We start from the raw sequence: 401 nt of genomic DNA on the forward strand, positions 1-401 counted from the left end.
GAGCCTGCCCGAGGGCGAGGAGGGCGAGCTGGTCTTCACCTCGCTCACCAAGGAGGCGCTGCCGATCATCCGGTACCGCACCCGGGACCTGACCCGGCTGCTGCCCGGCACCGCACGGCCCGCGTTCCGCCGTATCGAGAAGATCACCGGTCGCAGCGACGACATGGTCATCCTGCGCGGGGTGAACGTCTTCCCGAGCCAGATCGAGGAGATCGTGCTGCGCGTCCCGGGGGTCGCCCCGCACTTCCAGATCGAACTGTCCCGGCGCGAGCGGCTGGACCACATGACCGTACGCGTCGAGGCCCGCCCCGGCACCGCCGACGACGTACGGGAGGCCGCCGCACGCTCGATCGCCCGGGGCGTCAAGGACGGGGTGGGGATCACCGTGGACGTCGCGATCG

At 71.3% G+C, this 401-nt stretch carries 1 protein-coding gene; it reads left to right on the plus strand.

Annotated elements, in window-relative coordinates:
• Positions 1–401, plus strand: a 401-nt coding sequence (locus IF54_RS0139025) for a phenylacetate--CoA ligase (RefSeq protein ID WP_030327524.1), incomplete at both ends; no start/stop codon positions are given.

Source organism: Streptomyces sp. NRRL B-3229 (assembly GCF_000719505.1).
Taxonomy (GTDB): Bacteria; Actinomycetota; Actinomycetes; order Streptomycetales; family Streptomycetaceae; genus Streptomyces; species Streptomyces griseorubiginosus.